Genomic DNA, 18,214 nt, shown 5'->3' on the forward strand with positions numbered 1-18,214 from the left:
GGGTACGTCTCTGCTAAAATGAACTTATATAACTTATATGGTGGAAAAAAAATCTCGTTAGTCTAATTTTTGAGAACCCAATTGTTTATTTTTACAGACTAATATTTTTTATATGTCAACTCAAAAACGCCTTTTTCTTCTAGATGCTTATGCATTAATTTTTCGCGGCTATTATGCCTTTATAAAAAACCCGAGAATAAACTCAAAAGGAATGGACACATCTGCAATTATGGGTTTTATGAACTCACTTTTGGATGTTATTAAAAGAGAAAAACCAGATCATTTGGCCGTTGCTTTTGACAAGGGCGGAAGTCATGTAAGAACAGAAATGTTCGTAGAATATAAAGCTAATCGCGATGCAACGCCTGAGGCGATTAAAATTGCAGTTCCGTATATTCAGGAATTATTAAGAGCGATGCATATTCCGATTATTGAAGTTGAAGGCTGTGAAGCCGATGATTTAATTGGAACTATTGCCAAACAAGCCGAAAAACAAAATTATAAGGTTTTTATGGTAACGCCGGATAAGGATTTTGCGCAATTGGTTTCTGAAAATATTTTCATGTATAAACCTGCCCGAATGGGTAACGGAATCGAAATTTGGGGAATTCCCGAAGTTTTGGCAAAGTTTGAAATCGAAAGACCTGAACAGGTAATTGATTTTCTTGGAATGATGGGCGACGCCGTGGATAATATTCCCGGATTGCCTGGAGTTGGTGAAGTTACGGCTAAAAAGTTCCTGAAAGAATTTGGTACGATGGAAAACCTTTTAGACAATACTCATTTACTAAAAGGAAAAATGAAGGAGAATATCGAAGCCAATAAAGATAAAGGTATTTTGTCTAAAAAACTGGCAACGATTATTTGCGACTGTGATGTTACTTTTAATGAAGATGACTACGAACTTTCACGTCCTGATATCGAAAAAACAGATGCTATTTTTCAGGAATTAGAATTCAGAAGAATGGCTGAACAGTTTGATAACTTATTTAAAGTTGGAGGCGGAAATGAATTAGCCAATAGTGCTCCGGCAGCTGATCCTAAATTATATAAAAAACCACAGCCTAAAAATGAAGACCAATTTGACCTTTTTGGCGGAGGCGGAACTACTCTTGACGAAAGTGCCGAAGCTGCTAGAAATTCATTTTATAATACTTTAGAAAATACCGAGCATTCTTATCAAACCGTTCAGGGTGATCTAGGAATTAAATTGCTTTTACAAAATTTACAAAAACAGACTTCGGTTTGTTTTGATACGGAAACAACCGGAATCGATGCTTTGCATGCAGAACTTGTAGGAATGTCTTTCTCTTACGAAAAAGGAAAAGCATTTTATGTTCCGTTTCCGGAAAGTCAGGAAGAAGCAAAAGCTTTAGTAGACAAATTTGTTCCGTTTTTTGAAAATGAAAACATTGAAAAAATTGGACAGAATTTAAAATACGATTTAAAAATCCTTGCTAATTATGGAGTTACGGTAAAAGGGAAACTTTTTGATACCATGATTGCGCATTATTTGATTAATCCGGATATGCGTCATAATATGGATATTTTAGCCGAAACGTATTTAAAATATTCTCCAAAATCAATTGAAACTTTAATTGGTAAAAAAGGAAAAAATCAGCTTTCAATGCGCGATGTTCCTTTAGAAGATATTAAAGAATATGCTGCAGAAGATGCCGATGTTACTTTACAATTAAAAGAAATCTTTACAACAGAATTAGACAATACCGAAACTAAAAAACTGTTTGATGAAATCGAGATTCCGTTAGTAAGCGTTTTGGCTGCAATGGAAACCGAAGGAATTCGCCTTGATGTTGATTTCTTAAAACAAATGTCTGGAGAGATGGAAATTGAAATCAAATCTTTAGAAGAACAGATATATGAAACTGCCGGCGAGAAATTTAATCTTGCTTCTCCAAAACAATTAGGAGATATCTTATTTGATAAACTTAAAATTGGCGGAGCAAAGCAAAAGAAAACCAAAACCGGTCAATATGCAACCGGAGAGGAAGTTTTGACTTATTTAGCCAACGACAATCCTATTGTAAAACAAATTTTGGACTGGCGTCAAATGGTGAAATTACAAAGTACTTATATTTTGGCTTTGCCGGAACAAGTTGATAAAAAAACATTACGCGTTCATACCGATTATATGCAGACTGTTGCGGCAACAGGTCGTTTAAGTTCTAATAATCCGAACTTGCAAAACATTCCGATTCGTACCGAAAGAGGCCGACAAATTCGTAAAGCTTTCGTAGCGCGCGATGAAAATCATACTTTAATTTCTGCCGATTACTCGCAAATTGAATTAAGAATTATTGCTGCTTTAAGCGGTGAAGAAAATATGATTGCTGCTTTCCAAAACGGTGAAGATATTCACAGAGCTACGGCGGCAAAAGTTTTTGATGTAGCGCTTGAAGAAGTTTCGCGCGAACAAAGAAGCAACGCTAAAACAGTAAACTTCGGAATTATATATGGTGTTTCTGCTTTTGGATTAAGTAATCAGACTTCATTATCCCGCGGTGAAAGTGCTGCTTTGATCGATGCTTATTACAAAACATATCCGAGATTAAAATCATATATGCAGGATCAGGTTGATTTTGCTCGTGAAAACGGTTATGTACAAACTATTTTAGGACGTCGTCGTTATTTAAAAGATATTAATTCTGCCAATGCCGTTGTGAGAAGTGCTGCCGAACGAAATGCTGTAAATGCACCAATTCAGGGAAGTGCTGCCGATGTGATTAAAATTGCCATGATCAACATCCATAAAAAATTACAAGACGAAAATTGGAAATCTAGAATGTTACTGCAGGTTCATGATGAGCTTGTGTTTGATGTGCATAACGACGAATTAGAAAAAATCCAGCCTATGATTAAACACGAAATGGAAAATGCTTTTAAAATGGCGGTTCCTTTAGAAGTTGAATTAGGTTTGGGTAAAGATTGGTTGGAGGCGCATTAATTATAATTTTAGATTTTAGAGTGTTGATTTTAGATTTATAAAACTTCGCAATCTTGTCTTTGCGAGGAACGAAGCAATCTCATTTGCTGGATCAAGTTTTGTTTCTCATTTTAGTGAGGTTGCTTCATTCCTCGCAATGACACACAAATTATTTATAAAAAAAGGACTGTTCTTGCGAACAGTCCTTTTTTTTATGAAAATTTACAATTAAGCCTTTCTTGTAGACTCTCTTTCTTTCAATTTCGTTTTGATGATGATCGTTTCGTAATCAGAAGTTTCACCTTCTGGTTCTTCCAGTCTTTCGATTAATTTTTTGGCAGCCACTTCACCAATCTCAATTCCGTGCTGGCTTACTGTTGTTAAACTTGGAGACAAACGTCTTGAAGCTAAAATTCCATCGGCAAAACCAATTATCGAAATATCTTCTGGAACTTTATAGCCTTTTTTCAAACTTACTCTCAAAGCTGCAACCGAATCATTTTCATCTAAAGCAAAAATCGCATCAATTTTATGATCAAAAATGGCATCAATTTTAGCTTTCATATCATCTTCAGAATCGGTACGAAGAATAATTTTTTCGTTAACCGGAATATTATTGTCTTTTAAAGCTTTTAAATATCCATCAGCTCTTAATTTTCCAACACTTAAATTATCTACAGAAGAAATTAAGGCGATATTTTTACAACCTAAATTAATTAAATGCTGCGTTGAGTTTAAAGCAGAGTCAAAATCATCTACTACAACTTTGTCACATTCTACTTCATCAGCAATTCTGTCAAACATTACAATTGGCGTTCCGTCATTAATAATAGCCGAGAAGTGATTGTAATCCTGTAGTTTTTGTGCTTCTTCAGAAACGGAAAGAATAAATCCGTCGATAGTTCCGTTGCTCAGCATTTCAAGCGTATGAACTTCCTTTTCTAAAGATTCGTTCGAAATACACGTAATTACATTATATCCTTTTTTATCGGCCACCTTTTCGATTCCGCTAAAAACCTTTGCAAAAAAGGAGTTTAATATATTAGGTATAATTACACCTATCGTTTTAGTCTTACGATTCTTTAAATTCAAACCAATAACATTCGGTTTATAATTTTTGAGTTTGGCATACTCCTTAATCTTCACCTTCGTTTGCTCACTAATTTCCGGACTGTCATTTAACGCTTTAGAAACCGTAGACACAGAAACACCTAGTTCTTTCGCAATTTGTTTTAGAGTTGCTTTAGCTTTCATTTAAAATAATTTTATGTAATTAATACAAATATAGTAGAATTACCTAAAATAAAACAAAAATCACCTACCACTATTTGAAATCATAAGATCTATTCAAAATAAATAAGGAAAAGAAGATTTTTTTGAAACCCTATTTCTAAAAATTTCATCAGCAACCTAATACGATTATTATCCTTAATGAAAAACCTATTATGAAAACGAATTTAAAATTTAAGAAGTCACCCAAATTCAAATAATTTTGCAGGAGATAATACTATTAGCACTTCAACCGTATTAGGCGCCGCAAAAGATTCATCAAAAATCCTACCAGTTACCCTAGGGCTTAATACAGCCACAATCTTTGGTGCTGCCGCAGGATCAGAAGCTTATGATGAACCGTTAACGACACAACAAGTCGTCGATATCGCCAATATATTTATTGTTTAGTTAAAAATAAACTTAATTTTGAACCGTCCTAGCGTTATTGTGAAGGCGGTTTTTTTATGGTTTTAAAAATAAAAACTGAAAGCCTGATTTTCAGGATATAAAATATTCTTTTCAGGTATTTGGTTTTAAAATAATTAATTGTACTTTTGCATCCCCTTTATTGGGGATGGAATGTTTAATTAAAATAATATTATGGACGCATTAAGCTACAAGACAATTTCAGCTAGCAAAGCCACTGTAACTAAAGAGTGGATTGTTGTTGATGCAGAAGGTCATAACTTAGGTCGTCTTGCTTCAAAGGTTGCGATGATCTTAAGAGGTAAGTACAAGCCAAGTTACACACCGCACGTTGACTGTGGAGATAACGTAATTGTTATCAACTCAGAAAAAATTAACCTTACAGGTACAAAAATGAATGACAAAATTTACATGCGTCATACAGGTTACCCAGGAGGACAAAGAACTTTAACTGCTAAAGTATTGCAATCTAAAAACCCTGCATTATTAGTAGAAAAAGCTGTAAAAGGAATGTTACCTAAAAACAAATTAGGAGCTGAACTTTTTAGAAATCTAAATGTTGTTGTAGGTGCTGAGCATACTCACGGAGCTCAAAAACCTAGAACTGTTAACCTAAACGATCTTAAGTAATGGGAGTTATTCACAAAATCGGTAGAAGAAAAACCGCTGTTGCACGTGTATATGTTTCTGAAGGAACAGGTAAAATCACTGTAAACAAAAAAGAATTCGCAACTTACTTTCCAACTGCAACTTTACAATACAAAGTATTACAACCATTATCTATGACAGAAAATGCTAGTAACTTTGATGTAAAAGTAAACGTTTACGGAGGTGGTTCAACTGGTCAGGCAGAAGCTGTTAGAATGGCATTAGCACGTGTTATGTGTGAAGTGAACATCGAAAACAGAGCTATCCTAAAACCAGAAGGTTTATTAACAAGAGACCCAAGAATGGTTGAACGTAAGAAATTCGGTCAGAAGAAAGCTCGTAAGAGATTCCAATTCTCTAAACGTTAATATTACCTGTCTTGTTCAAATGGGACAAGACATTATCAATTATTTATTGAAATTAAAAAACACAGTTATTGTTGCTCTCCTATCGAGGTAGGATATAGTTTAGCATCTAAATGTATAAAGCCAGAGAAATCGCCATTTATACATTGCTAATCAACAGAACGTAAACTAGTACAAAAATGGCAAACAAAATAGAAGTAAAAGAATTACTAGAAGCAGGTGTTCACTTCGGACACATGACTAGAAAATGGGATCCAAACATGGCCCCTTACATTTATATGGAGCGTAATGGTATTCACATTATCAATCTATATAAAACTGCAGCTAAAATTGAAGAAGCTAATGAAGCTTTGAAAAAAATCGCTGCATCAGGTAGAAAAATCTTATTCGTAGCTACCAAAAAACAAGCTAAAGACATCGTTGCTGATAAAGCAAAGGCTGCAAACATGCCTTACATCACTGAAAGATGGCCTGGTGGAATGCTAACTAACTTCGTAACTATCAGAAAGGCAGTTAAAAAAATGTCTTCTATTGATAAAATGAAGAAAGATGGTACTTTCATGACGTTATCTAAAAAAGAGCGTTTGCAAGTTGATCGTCTACGTGCTAAATTAGAGAAAAACTTAGGTTCAATCGCTGATATGTCTAGACTACCTGCAGCATTGTTCGTAGTAGATATCAAAGCTGAACACATCGCAATAAAAGAAGCACAAAAATTAAACATTCCAGTTTTCGCAATGGTTGATACGAATTCTGACCCAAGAGAGGTTGATTACGTTATTCCTGCAAATGATGATGCTTCTAAATCAATTGACAAAATTTTATCTTTAGTGACTACTGCAGTTATCGAAGGTCTTTCTGACAGAGGTTCTGAAAAAGAAGTTGAAGTAGCTGAAGAAACTGCTCCTGCTGCTGAGGCTGAGGCTGCTCCTGCAACTGAAGAATAAATCAAATTTAAATTCCAAATTTTAAATTCTAAAATCCAAACCACAAATTAAAAACGTTATGTTGATAATTTAATAAAATTGGAGTTTAGAATTTAAAAGATGGAATTTTTACTTTTAACATTAAAATTCAAAATATTATGGCAACAATTACTGCTGCAGACGTAAATAAATTAAGACAATCTACAGGTGCCGGAATGATGGACTGTAAAAAAGCTTTAGTTGAAGCTGATGGAGATTTCGATAAAGCTATACAAGTCCTTAGAGAAAAAGGGCAAAAAGTTGCTGCTAACCGTTCTGACCGTGAGTCTTCTGAAGGAGCTGCTGTTTCTTTTGTTAATGCTGACAACACTAAAGGAGCGATCATCACTTTAAACTGCGAAACAGATTTCGTAGGTAAAAATGAGGCTTTCGTAACTTTGGCTAAAGATTTAGTAGAAAGAGCTATTAACTTCTCTTCTAAAGAAGATTTCTTAGCTTCAGATTTCAACGGAATTACTGTTGCTGAAAAATTAATCGAGCAAACTGGAGTTATCGGAGAAAAAATCGAAATCGGTGGTTTTGAAATTTTAGAAGGTGCTTTTGTTGGATCTTATGTTCACGTTAACAAAATTGCTGCATTAACTGCAATTTCTGCTGCAATTCCTAATGCTGACGTTTTAACTAAAGATGTTTCTATGCAAGTTGCTTCTATGGGAGCTGATACATTATCTTACAAAGATTTTGATCCTGCTTTCGTTGAATCTGAACTTGCTGCTCGTATTGCTGTAATCGAAAAAGATAATGAAGAAGCAAAACGTTTAGGAAAAACTTTAAAAAATGTTCCTAAATATATTTCTTACTCTCAATTAACTCCAGAAGTTTTAAAACAAGCTGAAGAAGATGCTAAAGCTGAATTAAAAGCTGAAGGTAAACCAGAGCAAATTTGGGACAAAATTATTCCAGGAAAAGTACAGCGTTTTATCTCTGACAATACTACTTTAGATCAAGAAAAAGCTTTGTTAGATCAAAACTTTATCAAAGACGATAGTAAAAAAGTTGGTGATTACGTTAAAGGATACAACGTTGAAATCACAGGTTTCAAAAGAGTTACTTTAGGTTAATATATTATTATTTCAATATAAAAAGCCCGAATATTAATTTATTCGGGCTTTTTTATTTTCAGTTTTTAACTCTCAACTGGAAAATTTCTCGCACGCATCAAAGCATCAGATTTTGGGGCATGACCTCTAAAATCCTCATACATACTTTCATTATCTACACTATTTCCAACACTTAAAACAATCTCATAAAGGCGTTCTGCCACTTTTTTATCATAAGGCCCGTCTCCTTCCAGAAAAGCTTCATAAGCATCTGCATTTATTACATCAGCCCATAAATAACTATAATATCCGGCTGCGTATCCGTCACTTGAAAAAATATGAGCAAATTGCGGAATTCTATGTCGCATCACAATCTCTGACGGCATATTAATTTCTGCCAAAACATCTTTCTCAAATTGATATGGATCAACGGTTTCAGTTGTTAAATGCAGTTTCATATCTACAAAAGAACTCGAAATGGTTTCGACAGTTGCAAAACCTTCATTAAAATTTGCCGCTTTTTCTATTCTTTCTACCAAAGATTCAGACAATGGCAGATTTGTTTTATAATGAAGTGCAAACCTGTTCAACACCTCCGGCGTTGCCAGCCAATGTTCCAGCAATTGCGAAGGAAACTCAACATAATCTCTCGCAACCGAAGTTCCCGATAAACTCGGATAAGTAACATTTGAACACAATCCGTGCAAAGCATGCCCAAATTCATGGAATAAAGTTGTGGCATCATCCCACGAAATCAATACCGGATCATCGCTATTTCCTTTTATAAAATTGCAGTTATTCGATACGATAGGCAGTACGCTTTGTTTTATTTTTTGCTGATCTCTATGCGAATTCATCCACGCTCCAGAACGCTTGCCAACACGTGCATAAGGATCAAAATACCACAGTCCGATTAATTTACCTGTATTCTTATTATTTACTTCCCAAACACGAACATCAGGATGATAAACCGGAACATCAAATAATTGTTTAAATCCTAAATTAAATAATTCACCCGCAACCCAAAACATGGCTTCACGTAAATTTTCTAACTGTAGATATTGTTTTATCTCATTTTGGTCTAAATCATATTTTGCCTTGCGGACTTTTTCTGCATAATAACGATAATCCCAAGGCTGAATTTTAAAATTCCCGCCTTCGTTATTTACCATTTCCTGCATTGCAGCAACATCATTTTTCACTTTTTCAACAGCTGGCTTCCATACAGATTCCATTAAATCCAAAGTTTTCTGTGGATCTTTAGCCATTTTATTAGACAAACTCCATTCAGCAAAATTCTTAAAACCTAATATTTTAGCTTTCTTCGCACGCAATTGTAAAATTGAAACCAGTGTTTCATTAGTATCGTTTTGATTTCTGTTATCGCCGCGTTTTACAAAAATATCAAATGCTTTTTCTCTTAAATCTCTTTGATTTGAGAAAGTCAGGAATGGTTCTATCGAAGATCTTGTGTTACCAATACTAGCCAAACTATTCAGGTTTCTTTCTTTCGCTTCGGCAATTGCTGCGTTTTTAAATTCCTCAGGTAAACCATCCAAATCATTTTCAGATTTTAATTCCAAAAACTGATCGTTTTCCTCTGCCAGTAATTTTTGGCTGAAAAAAGTAAAAAGTCCGGCAAGTTCCTGATTAATTTTGGCTACTTCCTTTTTATCTTCTTCATTTAACTCCGCTCCTTCTCGAACAAAATCACTATAATAAAGCCAAAGCAAACGCTGTTGTTCCGCATTTAACTTTTTGCTTTCCGCAGCTTTATACAGTTTTTCAATTCTCAGGAACAATTTATCGTTTTGATATAGTTTATCGCTAATCTCTGCCAGTTTTGGAGACATTTCTGTGTCAACTACATTAAATTCAGGACTGCTTAAATTTGATCTGTAAATTCCGTAAACAGCATGAATTCTATCTAATTTTTCGCCAGAAAGTTCTAAAGCAACAATCGTATTATCAAAAGTAGGTTCTTCAGCGTTGTTTGCAATTGCATCAATTTCATTTAATTTTTCCTGAATCGCAAACTCAATTGCTGGTTTAAAATCAGAGATTTTATATTTTGTAAAATCCGGAACTCCGCCATAAGCACCAGACCATTCCTGAAGTAACGGATTATTTAAATCTATTTGTGTTTTCATAATAAAGCGTATTAATAATTTTCTGTCTAGGCTATTTTCAAAAAAGAAAATATCACAGAATCTCAAAATTAACCAATCAAAAGCAAACTTCAAACGAACTCCTTAATCCATTTCGAACATTTGAAGAAATAGTTTAAATTTGAAACATCATAACCAAAATAACATGTTTAAAACCCGAAAAGAAATTGTTTTTGTAATTCTAGCAGGAATATTTATAACCAATGCCGTTGTGGCAGAACTTATTGGAGGAAAATTAATTCAGATTGGCCCTTTTGTAATGAGTATAGGAATTTTGCCCTGGCCTATTGTTTTTTTAACTACCGATTTAATTAATGAATATTTTGGCGAAAAAGGAGTCAAAAAACTCTCTTTTATAACCGCTTGCCTAATCGCATATGCTTTTTTACTTTTATTTATGGCGATTGTAATTCCCGCTGCAAAAGGAATCAGTCCGGTTAACGATCAACAATTTCAGGCCGTTTTTGGACAGAGTATGTGGATTATTTTCGGAAGTATAATTGCTTTTATGGTATCTCAGTTAATCGATGTATGGATTTTTTGGTTCTTCAAAAACAGAACCGGAGAAAAGAAAATATGGTTAAGAGCAACTGGTTCTACGGTTATTTCACAATTGTTTGATTCTTTCATTGTTCTTGGAATCGCTTTTTGGCTTCCAGGAAAAATCGATTTTGACACTTTTATTTCTTCTGGATTAATTGGATACACGTTTAAATTATCGATTGCTATTTTATTAACGCCTGCCATTTATGCCGGTCATCATTTGATAAAAAAATATTTAGACAAAGATTCTACCCATAAAGAATCATAATTAATTTATAAAAAAATGGAACCAATAAGATGCGGCTGGTGCTCAGCCAGTGATTTATATAAAAAATATCATGACGAAGAATGGGGAGTTCCCGTTTATGATGATGCATCTTTATTTGAGTTTTTAATTTTAGAAACTTTTCAGGCTGGCTTAAGCTGGATTACCATTTTAAATAAAAGAGAGAATTTCAGAAATGCTTTCGATCATTTTGATTATAAAAAAATTGCCCATTATTCTGAAGATAAAATTGAAGAATTAATGCAAAACACAGGCATTATTCGAAACGGATTAAAAATAAAAGCTGCCGTTTCAAACGCTCAGGCTTTTATGAAAGTTCAGGAAGAATTTGGAAGCTTTTCAGATTATATTTGGAAATTCACCGATGGAAAACCTATCAACAATAACCCCAAAACGTTAAAAGACGTTCCGGCCACTACTCCGCTTTCAGATGCGATCAGCAAAGATTTAAAAAAACGCGGATTCAAATTCGTAGGTTCTACCGTTATTTATGCTCACATGCAGGCAACCGGAATGGTCAATGATCATATTGAAGACTGCTGGACGAGAACAAAGTAAAAGTTTTTGTTTCAGGTTTCAAGTTTCAGGTTACGGTGCTTATCGTAATAGAAACAAAAAATTCTACCCGAATGCAACTTGAAACCTGAAACTTGAAACTTTTTTTAACTGCCAAACAAAAATTACATATATTTGCTTCACACTTTAGGGGTGTCTACAACTTGTAGGCTGAGATTTTACCCTCTGAACCTGATCTAGTTCATACTAGCGTAGGGAAAAGTAAGATGACTTCTGCACGCATTTTTATGCGTTCTTGTAGCCATTCCTAGAGTAGAGATGTACTGTAGTGCATCTTCAAAAAACTCTAAACTCAGAAGGAATGGAACTAAAAATCAATCAACAAACCAAACATTTCAATGCTGAATCGCTAAGCGTTCAATCATTGCTCGATCTCGAAATTCCGCATAAACAAAACGGAATCGCCGTTGCTATTAACAATACCGTTGTTCCAAAAACCAAATGGAACGAATTCCTCGTACAAGAAACTGACGAAATTTTGATTATTTCTGCCACGCAAGGCGGGTGAAATCCCAATTAAAAATTCCAAATTCCAATTATATATTGGACGTAGACGCACTGCTGTGCGTCTCTACGGAAAAAAATGCGTTAAAAAACAATCCATATCAACTTGAAACTTTAAACTTCAAACCTGAAACAAAAAACACGATGACAACAGAAGAACAAATATCCAGAACCCCATTTCCGAATTCTAAAAAAGTATATATAGATGGTGAAATTCATCCCATAAAAGTAGCGATGCGTGAGATTCATCTTAGCGACACCAAACTTTCAAACGGTGGAATCGAAAAAAATCCTCCCGTAACGGTTTATGATACCTCTGGACCATACACAGATCCAAATATTGAAATTGATATTAGAAAAGGATTGCCACGCTTACGCGAAAGTTGGATTCTGGATCGAAATGATGTTGAAATTCTAAACGAAATCACGTCAGATTACGGTCAAAGCCGATTGAAAGATGAAAGTCTGAATCATCTTCGTTTTGAATATTTACATCAGCCAAAAAGAGCTAAAAAAGGTGCAAACGTAACGCAATTGTATTATGCCAAACAAGGAATAATTACTCCGGAAATGGAATATATAGCGATTCGCGAAAATCAAAGAATCGAACTTTTAAACGAACAAACCAAAGCAATGCAATGCCAGCACAGCGGTCATAGCTTTGGAGCCAATACACCAAAAAGCAAAATCACTCCAGAATTCGTTCGTGCAGAAGTTGCCTGCGGAAGAGCCATAATCCCAAACAATATCAATCACCCAGAAAGCGAACCTATGATTGTAGGTCGTAATTTCTTAGTAAAAATCAACGCTAATATCGGGAACAGTGCCGTGACTTCAAGTATTGAAGAAGAAGTTGAAAAAGCCGTTTGGGCCTGTCGCTGGGGTGCTGACACCATTATGGACTTGTCAACAGGAAAAAATATTCACGAAACCAGAGAATGGATTATTCGTAATTCACCTGTTCCAATTGGAACTGTTCCTATCTATCAGGCCTTAGAAAAAGTAAAAGGAGTTGCCGAAGATTTAACTTGGGAAATTTTCCGCGATACTTTAATCGAGCAAGCAGAACAAGGTGTTTCGTATTTCACAATTCACGCTGGTGTTTTACTTCGATACATTCATTTAACTGCAAATCGTGTAACTGGAATCGTTTCTCGCGGCGGATCAATTATGGCAAAATGGTGTTTATTTCATCATAAAGAAAATTTCCTGTACACCCATTTTGAAGAAATCTGCGAAATCATGAAACAATATGATGTTGCTTTTTCTTTGGGAGATGGTTTACGTCCGGGTTCAATTGCCGATGCTAACGATGCTGCACAATTTGCTGAATTAGAAACTTTAGGAGAATTAACCAAAATTGCATGGAAACATGATGTTCAGGTTTTCATTGAAGGCCCGGGACACGTTCCGATGCATATGATTAAAGAAAACATGGACAAACAATTAGAACATTGCCATGAAGCTCCATTTTACACTTTAGGCCCTTTAACGACCGATATTGCACCGGGTTACGATCACATCACATCAGCAATTGGGGCAGCTATGATTGGCTGGTACGGCTGTGCGATGTTGTGTTATGTAACACCAAAAGAACATCTTGGTTTACCAAACAAAAAAGATGTAAAAGATGGTGTGATTACTTATAAAATTTCGGCACATGCTGCAGATTTAGCAAAAGGTCATCCGGGAGCGCAATATCGAGATAATGCTTTAAGTAAAGCTCGTTTTGAATTCCGTTGGGAAGATCAGTTTAATTTGGCTTTAGATCCAGATACAGCAAGAGAATTCCACGATGAAACACTTCCTGCAGATGGTGCAAAAGTGGCGCATTTTTGCTCCATGTGCGGACCAAAATTCTGTTCTATGAAAATATCTCAGGAAATTAGAGATGTCGCTGCTGCAGAAAAAGGAATGCAGGAGAAATCAGAGGAGTTTATTGTGCAAGGGAAAGAGATTTACATTTAGAGTTTTAGAAAATAGAAGAAAGAATAAAGAGAAAAGATATGGTTGTGATCTCTAATCCTTTTGCTGTTACAGATGAAATCAAGATAATTCATTCTTTATTTGAAGAAGGATTGTCTTTGTTTCATATTCGGAAACCTGATTTTTCTGAGTTGGAAATGGCGCAGTTTATTCATCAAATAAAACTAGAATTTAGAGATCGAATTATTTTGCACAGTCAACATTTATTGGCAAAAGATTTTGGGATTAACAGAATTCATTTTTCTGAAAAAGAAAGAAAAGAGTCTAACAATCTTCCTGCAAGGTTTCAAAAACCTTGTAGGTATAAATACGAATCAATTTCAACATCAACACATTCGATAGAAGATTTTAATTCTCTGGAAAATGATTTTGATTACGCCTTTCTAAGTCCTGTTTTTAAAAGTATTTCAAAGGAAAATTATGATCCAAAAACAGATCTTTTTGAAGCATTAAAATCTAGAACAAATTATAAAACAAAAGTGATTGCTTTAGGCGGAATCAATTCTCAAAACATTCAAAAAACAATGGAAAATGGATTTGATAATATCGCGCTTTTAGGAACTATTTGGAATAATGAAAACCCAATAAAACAATTTAAATTATGTCAGCAAATCGTCCTTTCGTACTTACAATCGCAGGTTTAGATCCGTCTGGCGGCGCTGGTCTTTTGGCAGATGCCAAAACTTTCGAACAGCATAAAGTAACTGGTTTTGCCATTGCTACAGCAAATACGATTCAGACCGAAAATACATTTTATGAGATTCAGTGGACAGATTTGAGTTTTGTTATTCGTTCAATCGAAACGCTTTTTTTAAATTATAAAATTAGTGCCGTTAAAATTGGGATTGTTTCTTCTTTATATGATTTAAGCCGAATTGTTTCGACGATAAAAATGCTGTCTCCTTCAACTAAAATTGTTTGGGATCCTGTTCTTAGATCGACAACAAAATTTGAATTTTTGACCATTAAAGATTATTCTGATTTACATAAAATCTTGTCTAAAATTGATTTGATTACACCTAATTACAATGAAATTGAGATTTTATTTCCGGGGTTTATTTCAAAGAATCTTCGTCCGAAAAATGAGATTTCAACAAATATTTTATTAAAAGGCGGACATAACAAATCAGCTATAGGAACTGATCTTTTATTTCTTAAAAATGAAGTTTTGGATTTGCTTCCAACCAATAAAAAATGCTTTGAAAAACACGGTTCAGGCTGTGTACTTTCTTCTGCAATTGCTTCCAATTTAGCCTTAAATCAAAATATAACAGAAGCCTCCAAAAATGCCAAAATATATATCGAAAACTACCTGAGTTCAAGTTCAACATTAATTGGATATCACTATGTATAACAAATTGCAATACATTTCACAAGGCGAAACCAGCAAAGACCAATTGTACAATATTCATCAGGCTCTGGATGCTGGCTGTAAATGGGTCCAAATGCGTTTTAAAAATCAAACTAGCAAAGAAACATTTGCTTTAGCAGAGAAGGTAAAACCTTTATGCGAAGAGTATCTGGCTAATTTTATTATAAATGATGATCTGCAGATTGCTGAGCAGATTGCTGCTGATGGGGTTCATTTAGGATTAACCGATATGAAAATCGATGAAGCGAGAGCCATTTTAGGAGCAACCAAAATTATTGGAGGAACAGCTAATACTTTTGAAGACATCCAAAATCATGTCAAAAATGGTTGTGATTATATTGGTTTAGGCCCTTTTCGATTTACGGTTACAAAAGAAAAACTAAGTCCAATTTTAGGATTATCGGGATATTTCGAAATTCTTCAAAAAATGAAAAAAGATAAAATCGAAATTCCTGTTTATGCTATTGGAGGTATTACATTAAAAGATGTGAGTCCGTTAATGGAAACCGGAATTCACGGAATTGCCGTTTCTGGAATCATTACAGAAAGTGCAGAGAAAAAAATACTAATTAAACAATTAAAGGAAAAATTATATGCAAACGTCATTGTTTAATATTGGAGACAAAAGCTTCAAATCCCGTTTGTTTTTAGGAACAGGGAAATTTGGTTCAAATAAAGAAATGGAAGAAGCTATTTTAGCTTCAGAAAGTGAATTGGTTACCGTTGCTTTAAAACGCATCGATTTAGAAACTGAAACCGATGCGATTCTTTCGCATTTACAACATCCAAATATCAATTTATTACCAAATACTTCCGGAGCAAGAAATGCAAAAGAGGCTGTTTTTGCTGCTCAATTAGCTCGTGAAGCATTAGAAACGAATTGGGTAAAACTGGAAATTCATCCAGATCCAAAGTATTTAATGCCAGATCCTATTGAAACTTTAAAGGCTACGGAAGAATTAGCCAAACTTGGTTTTTTTGTTCTTCCTTATATTCACGCTGATCCTGTTTTATGCAAACACTTAGAAAGTGCGGGAACAACTGCCGTGATGCCTTTGGGATCACCAATTGGAAGCAATAAAGGTTTAAAAACTATTGATTTTCTAGAAATTATAATTGAACAAAGCAACGTTCCGGTTATTGTAGATGCCGGAATCGGCGCTCCATCTGACGCTGCGAAAGCAATGGAAATTGGCGCCGATGCTGTTTTGATTAATACTGCAATTGCCGTTACCGGAAATCCAAAATTAATGGCCGAAGCTTTCAAAGAAGCTGTAATAGCAGGTCGAAAAGCTTTTGAAGCTAGAATTGCTAATCAGCAAAATTATGCTGTGGCTTCAAGTCCTTTGACTTCATTTCTTTATGAATAAAGTTTTGTTTCACGCAGATTTTGCAGATTTAGGCAGATTTAATATAGATTAATTTATTGTTTATCTGTAAAGTTTTCGTGTAAACGATTTATTTAAAAAAGAAAGAAAATTCTTTAATTTTGAATTGAATTAAAAATTAAAGAATTAAGATGACTGAAAATGAAATATCGTATTTAGTGCGAGGAGCAATTTTTAAAGTATATAATAATTTAGGTCCTGGATTATTTGAGTCTGTTTATGAAAGTGCCTTGTTTTATGAGCTAGAAAAATTAGAGCTAAATGTTAAAAACCAAGTCGAAATAATTATTAATTATGAAGAAATAATATTAGACGCCGCTTTTAGACTCGATTTGTTAGTCGAAGATAAAGTAATAATTGAATTAAAATCTGTCGAAGAATTAGCACCAATACATTATAAGCAAATTGCAACCTATCTCCGACTAACTAATATAAAATTAGGCTTACTTGTAAATTTTAACACCCTTAATATCTTAAATGATATAAAAAGAGTTGCCAATAAAATATAAAAAAGAATAAAGAATATCAATAAATAAAAATCAAATTTAATCTGCCTAAATCTGCAAAATCTGCGTGAAATAAAACAATCCAATGAGTACATTTAAATCAATTTTTGAGCAATATAATTGGGATAAAATCCAATCCAGAATATACCAAACCACATCAAAAGATGTCGCGCGAACTTTGGCTAAAACCAAACTCAATCTCGATGATTTTTTGGTTTTGATCTCTCCCATTGCTCAAAATTATCTGGAAGAAATGGCACAAAAATGCCATGAAATCACCAAAAAACGTTTCGGGAAAACGATCCAAATGTATGCACCGCTTTATTTAAGCAACGAATGCCAAAATATCTGTACGTACTGCGGTTTTAGTTTAGACAATAAAATCAAACGAAAAACACTCTCTGATGCTGAAATAAAACTCGAAGTTGAAGCCTTAAAAAATACAGGTTTTGATCATGTTTTATTGGTTACGGGCGAAGCAAATTATACCGTCAATATCAATTATTTTCTCAATGCAATTGCTTTAATTCGCGAAGAGTTTTCGATTATTTCTGTTGAAGTTCAGCCGCTTTCTACGGAAGATTATGAACGTTTACACGAAGCCGGAGTATATTCGGTTTTAGTTTATCAGGAAACGTATCATCAGGAAGTTTATAAAAAGTATCATACAAAGGGCAAGAAATCAAATTTTGATTATAGGCTTGAAACTCCAGATCGAATTGGTATAGCAGGAATTCATAAAATCGGCCTAGGCGTTTTATTAGGCTTAGAAGACTGGCGAACTGATAGTTTCTTTAATGCGTTGCATTTAGATTATCTTCAAAAAAAATACTGGCAGACAAAATATTCGGTTTCCTTTCCACGCCTCCGTCCCGCCGAAGGAATTATCGAACCCAATTTTATTATGGATGATAAAGATTTGACACAATTAATCTGTGCTTATCGTTTGTGGAATGAAGATCTCGAAATTTCGATTTCAACCAGAGAAAACGAAAAATTCAGAAACAATATAATTCCAATTGGAGTTACCAGTATGAGTGCAGGTTCAAAAACAAATCCGGGTGGTTATGTGGTTGATCCGCAGTCTTTGGAACAATTCGAAATCAGCGATGAACGTTCGGCAGAAGAAATTTCAAAAATTATAAAAGATGCAGGATATGAACCGGTTTGGAAGGATTGGAGCAAAAGCTTTATTTAAAATTCC

Annotated in this window: 17 protein-coding genes and 1 riboswitch; of the genes, 15 read left to right on the top strand and 2 right to left on the bottom strand. The window is 34.4% G+C overall.

All coding sequences use genetic code 11. The features are described 5' to 3' along the window. The first annotated feature begins 112 nt into the window (after positions 1-112). The gene (polA, locus tag BUE10_RS05505; protein ID WP_073483124.1) at positions 113-2,965 is read left to right on the top strand and encodes a DNA polymerase I; all 2,853 of its coding nucleotides are present in this window, start codon (positions 113-115) and stop codon (positions 2,963-2,965) included. Between the two features lie 207 nt (positions 2,966-3,172). Here polA and BUE10_RS05510 read toward each other — a convergent pair whose 3' ends face one another. Then, the gene (locus BUE10_RS05510; RefSeq protein WP_073483126.1) at positions 3,173-4,198 is read right to left on the bottom strand and encodes a LacI family DNA-binding transcriptional regulator; all 1,026 of its coding nucleotides are present in this window, start codon (positions 4,196-4,198) and stop codon (positions 3,173-3,175) included. 618 nt (positions 4,199-4,816) lie between these two features. Here BUE10_RS05510 and rplM point away from each other — a divergent pair. The 4 genes from rplM to tsf all read left to right on the top strand — a co-directional run bounded on the left by rplM (position 4,817) and on the right by tsf (position 7,702). Next, a complete protein-coding gene (gene rplM / locus BUE10_RS05515) occupies positions 4,817-5,272 on the top strand; it encodes a 50S ribosomal protein L13 (protein WP_026983738.1) in 456 nt (151 codons plus the stop codon). Beyond that, positions 5,272-5,658: a 30S ribosomal protein S9 gene (gene rpsI, locus BUE10_RS05520; protein WP_017497947.1), complete on the top strand. Its 387-nt coding sequence runs from the start codon at positions 5,272-5,274 to the stop codon at positions 5,656-5,658. The genes rplM and rpsI overlap by 1 nt, the downstream gene beginning before the upstream one ends. Positions 5,659-5,834: 176 nt before the next feature. Further along, positions 5,835-6,602 (top strand): 30S ribosomal protein S2, encoded by a 768-nt coding sequence (rpsB, locus tag BUE10_RS05525; RefSeq protein WP_073483128.1) that lies wholly within the window; start codon positions 5,835-5,837, stop codon positions 6,600-6,602. 137 nt (positions 6,603-6,739) lie between these two features. After that, the gene (gene tsf, locus BUE10_RS05530) at positions 6,740-7,702 is read left to right on the top strand and encodes a translation elongation factor Ts (RefSeq protein WP_053472626.1); all 963 of its coding nucleotides are present in this window, start codon (positions 6,740-6,742) and stop codon (positions 7,700-7,702) included. Between the two features lie 65 nt (positions 7,703-7,767). Here tsf and BUE10_RS05535 read toward each other — a convergent pair whose 3' ends face one another. Beyond that, positions 7,768-9,831, bottom strand: coding sequence for a M3 family metallopeptidase (locus BUE10_RS05535; RefSeq protein WP_073483129.1), 2,064 nt, complete (start codon positions 9,829-9,831; stop codon positions 7,768-7,770). Positions 9,832-9,994: 163 nt separating this feature from the next. On the opposite strand from BUE10_RS05535, the gene BUE10_RS05540 reads away from it, so the two are divergent. The 10 genes from BUE10_RS05540 to thiH all read left to right on the top strand — a co-directional run bounded on the left by BUE10_RS05540 (position 9,995) and on the right by thiH (position 18,208). Then, positions 9,995-10,660, top strand: coding sequence for a queuosine precursor transporter (locus BUE10_RS05540; RefSeq protein ID WP_073483131.1), 666 nt, complete (start codon positions 9,995-9,997; stop codon positions 10,658-10,660). Between the two features lie 15 nt (positions 10,661-10,675). Continuing rightward, positions 10,676-11,236, top strand: a complete 561-nt coding sequence (locus tag BUE10_RS05545; RefSeq protein WP_073483132.1) for a DNA-3-methyladenine glycosylase I — start codon at positions 10,676-10,678, stop codon at positions 11,234-11,236. Positions 11,237-11,372: 136 nt separating this feature from the next. Continuing rightward, positions 11,373-11,469: riboswitch (TPP riboswitch) on the top strand. Between the two features lie 86 nt (positions 11,470-11,555). Then, complete coding sequence (gene thiS, locus BUE10_RS05550) at positions 11,556-11,762, top strand: sulfur carrier protein ThiS (RefSeq protein ID WP_053472622.1); 207 nt, start codon at positions 11,556-11,558, stop codon at positions 11,760-11,762. 140 nt (positions 11,763-11,902) lie between these two features. Further along, positions 11,903-13,726: a phosphomethylpyrimidine synthase ThiC gene (thiC, locus tag BUE10_RS05555; protein WP_073484162.1), complete on the top strand. Its 1,824-nt coding sequence runs from the start codon at positions 11,903-11,905 to the stop codon at positions 13,724-13,726. 38 nt (positions 13,727-13,764) lie between these two features. Further along, on the top strand, positions 13,765-14,388 hold the full coding sequence (locus tag BUE10_RS05560) for a thiamine phosphate synthase (RefSeq protein ID WP_073483134.1): 624 nt from the start codon (positions 13,765-13,767) through the stop codon (positions 14,386-14,388). Further along, a complete protein-coding gene (locus tag BUE10_RS05565) occupies positions 14,346-15,098 on the top strand; it encodes a hydroxymethylpyrimidine/phosphomethylpyrimidine kinase (RefSeq protein WP_073483136.1) in 753 nt (250 codons plus the stop codon). Before BUE10_RS05560 ends, BUE10_RS05565 begins: the two co-directional genes overlap by 43 nt. Continuing rightward, the gene (locus BUE10_RS05570; RefSeq protein ID WP_073483137.1) at positions 15,091-15,729 is read left to right on the top strand and encodes a thiamine phosphate synthase; all 639 of its coding nucleotides are present in this window, start codon (positions 15,091-15,093) and stop codon (positions 15,727-15,729) included. Before BUE10_RS05565 ends, BUE10_RS05570 begins: the two co-directional genes overlap by 8 nt. Further along, positions 15,710-16,486 (top strand): thiazole synthase, encoded by a 777-nt coding sequence (locus tag BUE10_RS05575; protein ID WP_073483139.1) that lies wholly within the window; start codon positions 15,710-15,712, stop codon positions 16,484-16,486. Before BUE10_RS05570 ends, BUE10_RS05575 begins: the two co-directional genes overlap by 20 nt. A gap of 149 nt (positions 16,487-16,635) precedes the next feature. Then, positions 16,636-17,013: a GxxExxY protein gene (locus tag BUE10_RS05580; protein WP_073483141.1), complete on the top strand. Its 378-nt coding sequence runs from the start codon at positions 16,636-16,638 to the stop codon at positions 17,011-17,013. An 82-nt stretch (positions 17,014-17,095) separates the two neighbouring features. Beyond that, positions 17,096-18,208, top strand: coding sequence for a 2-iminoacetate synthase ThiH (gene thiH, locus BUE10_RS05585; RefSeq protein ID WP_073483142.1), 1,113 nt, complete (start codon positions 17,096-17,098; stop codon positions 18,206-18,208). Positions 18,209-18,214 lie beyond the last annotated feature (6 nt).

The sequence above is a fragment of the Flavobacterium sp. CF108 genome, assembly GCF_900129795.1.
In the GTDB taxonomy this organism is placed as follows: domain Bacteria; phylum Bacteroidota; class Bacteroidia; order Flavobacteriales; family Flavobacteriaceae; genus Flavobacterium.

What these genes read in the sequence shown, in the direction of transcription:
- polA (WP_073483124.1), top strand. Translation starts at nt 113, where the DNA reads ATGTCAACTCAAAAACGCCTTTTTCTTCTAGATGCTTATGCATTAATT.
- BUE10_RS05510 (WP_073483126.1), bottom strand. Translation starts at nt 4,198, where the DNA reads ATGAAAGCTAAAGCAACTCTAAAACAAATTGCGAAAGAACTAGGTGTT.
- rplM (WP_026983738.1), top strand. Translation starts at nt 4,817, where the DNA reads ATGGACGCATTAAGCTACAAGACAATTTCAGCTAGCAAAGCCACTGTA.
- rpsI (WP_017497947.1), top strand. Translation starts at nt 5,272, where the DNA reads ATGGGAGTTATTCACAAAATCGGTAGAAGAAAAACCGCTGTTGCACGT.
- rpsB (WP_073483128.1), top strand. Translation starts at nt 5,835, where the DNA reads ATGGCAAACAAAATAGAAGTAAAAGAATTACTAGAAGCAGGTGTTCAC.
- tsf (WP_053472626.1), top strand. Translation starts at nt 6,740, where the DNA reads ATGGCAACAATTACTGCTGCAGACGTAAATAAATTAAGACAATCTACA.
- BUE10_RS05535 (WP_073483129.1), bottom strand. Translation starts at nt 9,831, where the DNA reads ATGAAAACACAAATAGATTTAAATAATCCGTTACTTCAGGAATGGTCT.
- BUE10_RS05540 (WP_073483131.1), top strand. Translation starts at nt 9,995, where the DNA reads ATGTTTAAAACCCGAAAAGAAATTGTTTTTGTAATTCTAGCAGGAATA.
- BUE10_RS05545 (WP_073483132.1), top strand. Translation starts at nt 10,676, where the DNA reads ATGGAACCAATAAGATGCGGCTGGTGCTCAGCCAGTGATTTATATAAA.
- thiS (WP_053472622.1), top strand. Translation starts at nt 11,556, where the DNA reads ATGGAACTAAAAATCAATCAACAAACCAAACATTTCAATGCTGAATCG.
- thiC (WP_073484162.1), top strand. Translation starts at nt 11,903, where the DNA reads ATGACAACAGAAGAACAAATATCCAGAACCCCATTTCCGAATTCTAAA.
- BUE10_RS05560 (WP_073483134.1), top strand. Translation starts at nt 13,765, where the DNA reads ATGGTTGTGATCTCTAATCCTTTTGCTGTTACAGATGAAATCAAGATA.
- BUE10_RS05565 (WP_073483136.1), top strand. Translation starts at nt 14,346, where the DNA reads ATGTCAGCAAATCGTCCTTTCGTACTTACAATCGCAGGTTTAGATCCG.
- BUE10_RS05570 (WP_073483137.1), top strand. Translation starts at nt 15,091, where the DNA reads ATGTATAACAAATTGCAATACATTTCACAAGGCGAAACCAGCAAAGAC.
- BUE10_RS05575 (WP_073483139.1), top strand. Translation starts at nt 15,710, where the DNA reads ATGCAAACGTCATTGTTTAATATTGGAGACAAAAGCTTCAAATCCCGT.
- BUE10_RS05580 (WP_073483141.1), top strand. Translation starts at nt 16,636, where the DNA reads ATGACTGAAAATGAAATATCGTATTTAGTGCGAGGAGCAATTTTTAAA.
- thiH (WP_073483142.1), top strand. Translation starts at nt 17,096, where the DNA reads ATGAGTACATTTAAATCAATTTTTGAGCAATATAATTGGGATAAAATC.